Here is a 7249-nt window from a genome sequence, read left to right on the forward strand (position 1 = left end):
TTGGGCGCCTTGTCCGGTGAAGAGGAAGGCGGTTTTGCCGGTTTGGGTCTGGGTGATGGGGGTGGTGGTGTCGGCGATGCGGTCGAGTTGGGTGAGGAGGTCGTCGCGGTCGGTGCCGATGGCTGCGGCGCGGTGGTGGAAGGCGGTGCGGGTGGTGGCGAGGGAGTGGGCGATGTCGGTGACGGTGTGTTCGGGGTGTTCGCGGACGTGGGCGGCGAGGCGGCGGGCCTGGTCGCGGACGGCGTCCTCGGTGCGGCCGGACACCACCCACGGCACCGGCCACGCCACACCATCCGCGGACACGGGCTCCACCGGCTCCACCACCGGCGCCTGCTCCAGAATCATGTGGGCATTGGTGCCGCTGATCCCGAAGGCCGACACACCCGCACGACGCGGGGCGTCACCCTCGGGCCACGCCATCGCCTCGGTGAGCAGTTCCACCCGGCCCGCGGACCAGTCCACATGGGGCGTGGGCTCCGACACGTGCAGCGTCTTCGGCAGCTGCCCGTGACGCAGAGCCATCACCATCTTGATGATACCCGCGACGCCCGAAGCCGCCTGTGAGTGACCGATGTTCGACTTGAGCGCCCCCAGACGCAGCGGCCGGTCCTCCGGCCTGCCCTGCCCGTAGGTGGCGATGATGGCCTGTGCCTCGATCGGGTCGCCGAGGACGGTGCCGGTGCCGTGCGCCTCCACCGCGTCGACCTCCGCGGGCGTCAGGCCCGCGTTGGCCAGGGCGGCGCGGATCACCCGCTGCTGGGAGGGACCGTTGGGCGCGCTCAGGCCGTTGCTCGCGCCGTCCTGGTTGACGGCCGAACCCTTGACCACGGCCAGCACCTGGTGCCCGTTGCGGCGCGCGTCGGACAGCCGCTCCAGCAGCACCATGCCCACGCCCTCGGCCCAGCTGGTCCCGTTGGTGTCCGCGGAGAACGCCTTGGACCGGCCGTCGGGCGACAGCCCGCGCTGACGGCTGAACTCGATGAACAGACTCGGGTGCGACATCACGGTCACACCACCGGCGAGCGCCAGTGTGCACTCGCCCTGCCGCAGTGCCTGCGCCGCCTGGTGCAGGGCCACCAGCGACGACGAGCACGCCGTGTCCAGCGTGATCGCCGGGCCTTCGAGGCCGAGGGCGTACGCGACCCGCCCCGACACCACGCTCGCGGCCTTGCCGGTGAGAAGGTAGCCCTCCAGGTCGGCGGGCATGTCGCGCAGATGCGAGGCGTAGTCCTGCCCGTTGGTGCCGATGAAGACACCGGCCTGGCTGCCCTTGAGCGTCGAGGGATCGATCTGTGCCCGCTCGAGCACCTCCCAGGCCGCCTCCAGGAGCAGCCGCTGCTGCGGGTCCATGGCCAGCGCCTCACGCGGCGAGATCCCGAAGAACTCGGGGTCGAAGTCGTAGGCGTCGTAGAGGAACCCGCCCTCCTTCGCGTAACTCTTGCCGTGCGCTTCCGGGTTGGGGTCGTAGAGCTCCTCCACGTTCCAGCCGCGGTCCGTCGGGAACGTCGAGATGACGTCCCGCCCGGCGGCGACCAGCTCCCACAGGTCCTCGGGGCTGCGGACCCCGCCCGGCAGCCGGCAGCTCATGCCGACGATCACGATCGGGTCGTCCGTGTCGGCGGCCCGCCCGCCGGCCGCCGCCGCGGCCGGGGCGTCGTCGCCGACCGCCTCGCGCCGCAGATGGGCGGCGAGGACGGCGGGCGTCGGGTGGTCGAAGAGCAGGGTGGTCGGCAGCCGCAGCCCGGTGGCCGCGTTGAGCCGGTTGCGCAGCTCCACGGCGGTCAGCGAGTCGAAGCCGATCTCTCGGAACGCGCGCTCCGCCTCGACGCTCTCCGGCGTGGTGTGCAGGATGCCCGCTGCGTGCTCGCGCACCAGCGCCAGCACCTGCGCCTCCTGGTCGGCCGGGGAGAGCCCGGTGAGCGCCGCGGCGAGCGAGCTGGACGCCTGCTCTCCGGCCGCGGCCCGCACCACCCGGCGCGCGGGGCGGCGGATCAGCCCCCGCAGGTACGCAGGGACGGGCTCCTGCTCCCGCGCGGCCCGGGCGCGCAGCCCCGGCAGATCGAGGCGGACGGGGACGAGCGTGGCGTCGCCCACGGCGAGGGCCGTGTCGAAGAGGTCCATGCCCGGTCCGCTGGGCAGCGGCGCGATGCCGGTCCGGCCCATGCGCTGCACATCGGCGTCGGCCAGATGGCCGCTCATGCCGCTGCGCGCCTCCCACAGGCCCCAGGCGAGGGACTGGCCGGGCAGCCCGTTCGCCCGGCGGTGCTGGGCGAGCGCGTCGAGATAGGCGTTGGCGGCGGCGTAGTTGGCCTGGCCCGCATTGCCGATGGTGGCGACGACGGACGAGTAGAGGACGAAGGCGTCGAGATCCGCGTCGCGGGTCAGCTCGTGCAGATGCAGCGCGGCGTCGGCCTTCGGCGCGAGCACCCGGTCGACCCGTTCGGGAGTGAGCGAGGTGACGATCCCGTCGTCCAGGACGCCCGCGGTGTGGAACACCGCCGTCAGCGGACGGTCGGCCGGCACGCCGGCGAGCAGTGCGGCCACGGCGTCGCGGTCCGCGGTGTCGCAGGCGGTGACGGTGACGGTGGCGGCTCCCAGCGCGGTGAGTTCCTCGCGCAGGGCGTCCGCGCCCTCGGCGGCCGGTCCGCGGCGGCTGGTCAGCAGGAGATGGCGTACGCCGTGGCCGGTGACCAGCCGGCGGGCGAGCAGCCCGCCGAGGGTGCCGGTGCCGCCGGTGATCAGGACCGTGCCGTCGGTCCGCAGCGTCCGGGCCCGGTGCTCCGGCACGGGCACCCGGGCCAGCCGCGGGGCGTGTGCCGTGCCCGACCGCAGGGCGAGCTGGGGCTCGCCCGTCGCGAGCGCTGCCGCCACGGCGGACAGCGAGCCGGGGTGGTCGTCCAGGTCCAGCAGGGTGAACCGGCCGGGGTTCTCGGACTGCGCGGACCGCACCAGGCCCCACACCGCGGCGTGCCCGGGATCGGTCACGTCGGCGTCCGCCTCGGTGGCCACGGCGCCGCGGGTCACGAACACCAGCCGGGCCTCCGCGAACCGCTCCTCGGTGAGCCAGTCCTGCACCAGGGCGAGTGCCCGGTGAACGGCCCTGCGGACCGAGCCGGCGGTGTGCTCCGGGTCGGACAGCGGTGCCAGCACCAGCTGCGGGACGGGGCCGTCGTCGGTCGCGTCGAAGGCCGTCGCCCCGAGGGCGGACGTCAGCCCGAGGACGTCCTCACCGAGGACGCCGGGGGCGTCGCCGCCCGTGACGGCCGCGGTCTCGACGGCGGGCCACCGGACGCGGAACAGCGAGGGGTGGAACGACGGTCCGGCGGCCGCGAGTTCGCGCGCCTCGACCGCGCGCAGCGCCACCGAGTCCGCGGTCACGACCGGGCTGCCCGAGGCGTCGGTCCCGGTCAGACGGTACGCGCCGGCGCCGTCAGGCGTGAGCCGCACCCGCAGCGCGGTGGCCCCGGCGGCATGCAGGGTCACCCCCGTCCAGCGGGCGGCGAGCCGTGTCCCTTCCTCGTCCTGGGGTCCTCCGGCCGTCAGGGCCAGGGCGGACTCCAGCAGCGCCGGGTGCAGGCCGTGGGCCGCGCCGCCGGACAGTTCCTCGTCGGTGAGCCCGGTCTCCGCGTACAGCTCCTCGCCGAGGCGCCAGGCGGCGAGTGCGTCGCCGGGCGACGCGAGCGGTTCCGCGCCGCGCGGCGGCCAGTCGGCCGGGCCGTCCACGGCGGCGTCCGGCGCGGGGGCCAGCACGCCGGTGGCGTGAGCCGTCCAGGGCTCGTCCGGCTCCGCCTTCTCCGGGCGGGCGTGCACCTCGAAGGTGTGGCGGCCCGCCTCGTCGGCCGGCCCGACCCTCAGCTGGAGCAGCACCGCACCCTGCTCGGGGACGACCAGCGGTGCGGCGAGGGCGAGTTCGTCCACCCGGCCGCAGCCGACCCGGTCACCGGCGTGGACGGCGAGCCCCGCGAACAGCGATCCGGGGAGGACCGCCGCGCCGGGTACCGTCCGGTCGGCGAGCGCGGCCACGTCCTGGAGGGTCAGCCTGCCGGTGAACACATGACCCGCACCGCCGGCGAGCGCCACCGCCGCGCCGAGCAGCGGATGGTCGCCGGCGTCGAGCCCGGCCCGGGTGACGTCGTTGCCCGCGGCCCGGGGTGCGAGCCAGTAGCGGTCACGCTGGAACGGATAGGTCGGCAGCTCGGGCACGGGACCCGTGCCCTCGCCGAACACGGCGGACCACACCGGGTCGACACCGCGCACGTACGCCTCGGCGAACGCCTCCATGAAGCGTTCCTCGCCGCCCAGGTCGCGGCGGAGCGTGCCGACGACCGACGGTTCCGTGCCGGCCTCCTCCGCGGTCTGCTGGATCGCCAGCGCGAGCATCGGATGCGGGCTGCACTCCACGAACGCGGCGAACCCGTCGGCGAGCAGGGTGCGCGACGCCTGCTGGAAGTTCACGGGCTCACGCATGTTGCGGTACCAGTAGTCCGCGTCGAGCTGCCGGGTGTCGAGGAGGCCGCCGGTGACCGTGGAGTAGAAGGGGACACCGCCGCCGGCCGGGCGCACCGTGCCCACCTCGCGCAGCAGACGCTCACGCAGCGCGTCCACCTGCGGCGAGTGGCCCGCCGTGTCGACACCGGGGATGAGACGGGACTTGACGCCCGCAGCCGTCAGCTCGGCCATGAAGGCGTCCAGCGCCTCCGGGTCGCCGGAGACCGTCACCGTCCTCGGGCTGTTGACGGCGGCGATGCCGATGCGGTCCTGCCACGGCCCGAGCCGCTCCGCCACGTCCTCGGACGAGCTGAGCACGGACAGCATGGCGCCCTTGCCGCTGAGCTCGGCCCACGCCTGGCTGCGCCGCACCACGACCCTGGCCGCGTCGTCCAGGGACAGGCCGCCGGCCACGTAGGCGGCGGCGATCTCGCCCTGTGAGTGGCCCACGACGGCGGCCGGCTCCACACCGTGCGCCCGCCACATGCCGGCCAGTGCCACCATCACCGCGAAGAGCGCCGGCTGGACCACGTCGATCCGGTCGAGCGAGGGGGCGCCCGGCTTCTCGCGGAGCACATCCAGCAGCGACCAGTCCAGGTACTCCTCGACCGCCGCCGCGCACGACTCCAGCTGCTCCGCGAAGACGGGGGAGGACGACCACAGTTCACGGGCCATGCCGGTCCACTGCGAACCCTGGCCGGGGAAGACGAACACCGCCCGGCGGCCCACGCCGCCGGCCGCGTCCACGGTCAGGCCCGGGGCGTCGACGCCGCGCGCCAGCGCGTCGAGGCCCGCCAGCAGCTCCGGCGCGTCGCGCCCCACGACGACCGCCCGGTGCGCGAAGCCCGTCCGTGTGGTGGCCAGCGCCCGGCCCACCGCCTCGGGGGCCGCCTGCCCACCCGGTGCCGTCAGCTGCCGGTGCAGCGCGGCTGCCTGCTCCCGCAGGGCCTGCGCGGTCCTGCCCGAGAGAACCCAGGGCACCCGGGTCCGGCCGGCGGGGCCGGCCTCCGCCGGAGCCGCAGCGGGGGATACCGCGGTCTCCGGCGGGGCCTGTTCGAGGACGGCATGCGCATTGGTGCCGCTGATGCCGAACGAGGAGACCCCGGCGCGCCGCGGCCTGCCCGTCTCCGGCCACTCGCGTGCCTCGGTGAGCAGTTCCACCGCGCCCGACCGCCAGTCGACGTGCGGCGACGCCTCCGTGACGTGCAGCGTCCTGGGCAGCACCCCGTGCTGCATGGCCAGGACCATCTTGATGACACCGGCCACGCCCGCGGCGGCCTGCGGATGACCGACGTTGGACTTCAGCGAGCCCAGCCACAGCGGCTCTCCGTCGGTGCGCTCCCTGCCGTAGGTGGCGAGCAGGGCGCCGGCCTCGATCGGGTCGCCGAGCGAGGTGCCGGTGCCGTGTGCCTCCACCGCGTCGACCTCCGCGGCCGAGAGCCCGGCGTCGGCCAGGGCCTGGCGGATGACCTTCTGCTGCGCGGGACCGTTGGGCGCGGTGAGGCCGTTGCTCGCGCCGTCCTGGTTGGCCGCGGATCCGCGGACGACCGCCAGCACCCGGTGCCCGTTGCGCCGCGCGTCGGACAGCCGCTCCAGCACCAGCATGCCGACGCCCTCGCCCCAGCCGGTGCCGTCGGCATCGGCGGAGAACGCCTTGCAGCGGCCGTCGGGGGAGAGCGCCTTCTGACGGCTCAGCTCCACGAAGATGCCCGGCGACGACATCACGGTCACGCCGCCGGCGAGCGCCAGGGTGCACTCGCCCCGCCGCAGCGACTGGACGGCCATGTGCAGGGCCACCAGGGACGACGAGCAGGCGGTGTCGACCGTGAGCGCCGGCCCTTCCAGGCCGAGCGTGTAGGCGATGCGGCCGGAGGCGACGCTGGTGGTGACACCGGTCAGCAGATAGCCGGACACATCCTCCGTGGCCTCGTTCATCCGCGGCCCGTAGTCCTGCGGCATCGCGCCCACGAACACACCGGACCGGCTGCCCTTCAGCGACGCAGGCGTGATCCCGGCCCGCTCCAGGGCCTCCCACGAGGTCTCCAGCAGCAGTCGCTGCTGCGGGTCCATGGCCTGCGCCTCACGCGGCGAGATCCCGAAGAACGCCGCGTCGAAGACATCGGCGTCGTGGAGGAAGCCGCCCTCGCGCACATACGACCTGCCCTGGGACTCCGAGCCCTCGAACAGCGCCTCCAGGTCCCATTCCCGGTTGGCCGGGAACTCGCCGATGACGTCCCGTTCCTCGGTCAGCACCCGCCAGAGGTCCTCCGGGGTGCGCACTCCGCCGGGCAGACGGCAGCTCATCGCGACGATGGCGACCGGCTCGTCGTCCTCGGCGGAACGCCGCACGGGCACGACCTCGGCGCGCTCCGCGCCACCGGCACCGCCCAGCGCGCACTCCCGGACATGCCCGGCGAGCGCACGCGGCGTGGGGTGGTCGAACAGGACCGTGCCCGCGAGCTCGATGCCGCCGGCCGTGCTCAGCAGGTCGCGCAGCTCGACGGCCATCAGCGAGTCGAAGCCGAAGTCCTTGAAGATCCGGTCCGGGTCGACGGCCTCCGGACCCGCGTATCCGACCACCTGCGCCACGTGCGTGCGCACCAGCTCCAGCGCCGCCCGGTCGCGCTCGGCGTCCCCGTCGAGCTCCGCGAAACGTCCGAGCCACCCGAGCTGCGGTCGGGGCGGCGTGATGTCGCCCGGTGTGTCGGTGGGTTCGGTTCCGACCCAGTAGCGGTGGCGTTGGAAGGGGTAGGTGGGGAGG

At 74.7% G+C, this 7249-nt stretch carries 1 protein-coding gene and 1 pseudogene; both read right to left on the bottom strand.

Translation table 11 applies throughout. The annotated features are described in order from the left end of the window. A partial coding sequence (locus tag EAO77_RS41205; protein WP_410088161.1) for a type I polyketide synthase occupies positions 1-4281 on the bottom strand: 4281 nt, incomplete at its 3' end. A 21-nt stretch (positions 4282-4302) separates the two neighbouring features. Further along, a pseudogene (locus EAO77_RS41210) lies at positions 4303-7089 on the bottom strand (type I polyketide synthase); the annotation flags it as partial. Positions 7090-7249 lie beyond the last annotated feature (160 nt).

The organism is Streptomyces sp. T39 (genome assembly GCF_008042045.1).
In the GTDB taxonomy this organism is placed as follows: domain Bacteria; phylum Actinomycetota; class Actinomycetes; order Streptomycetales; family Streptomycetaceae; genus Streptomyces.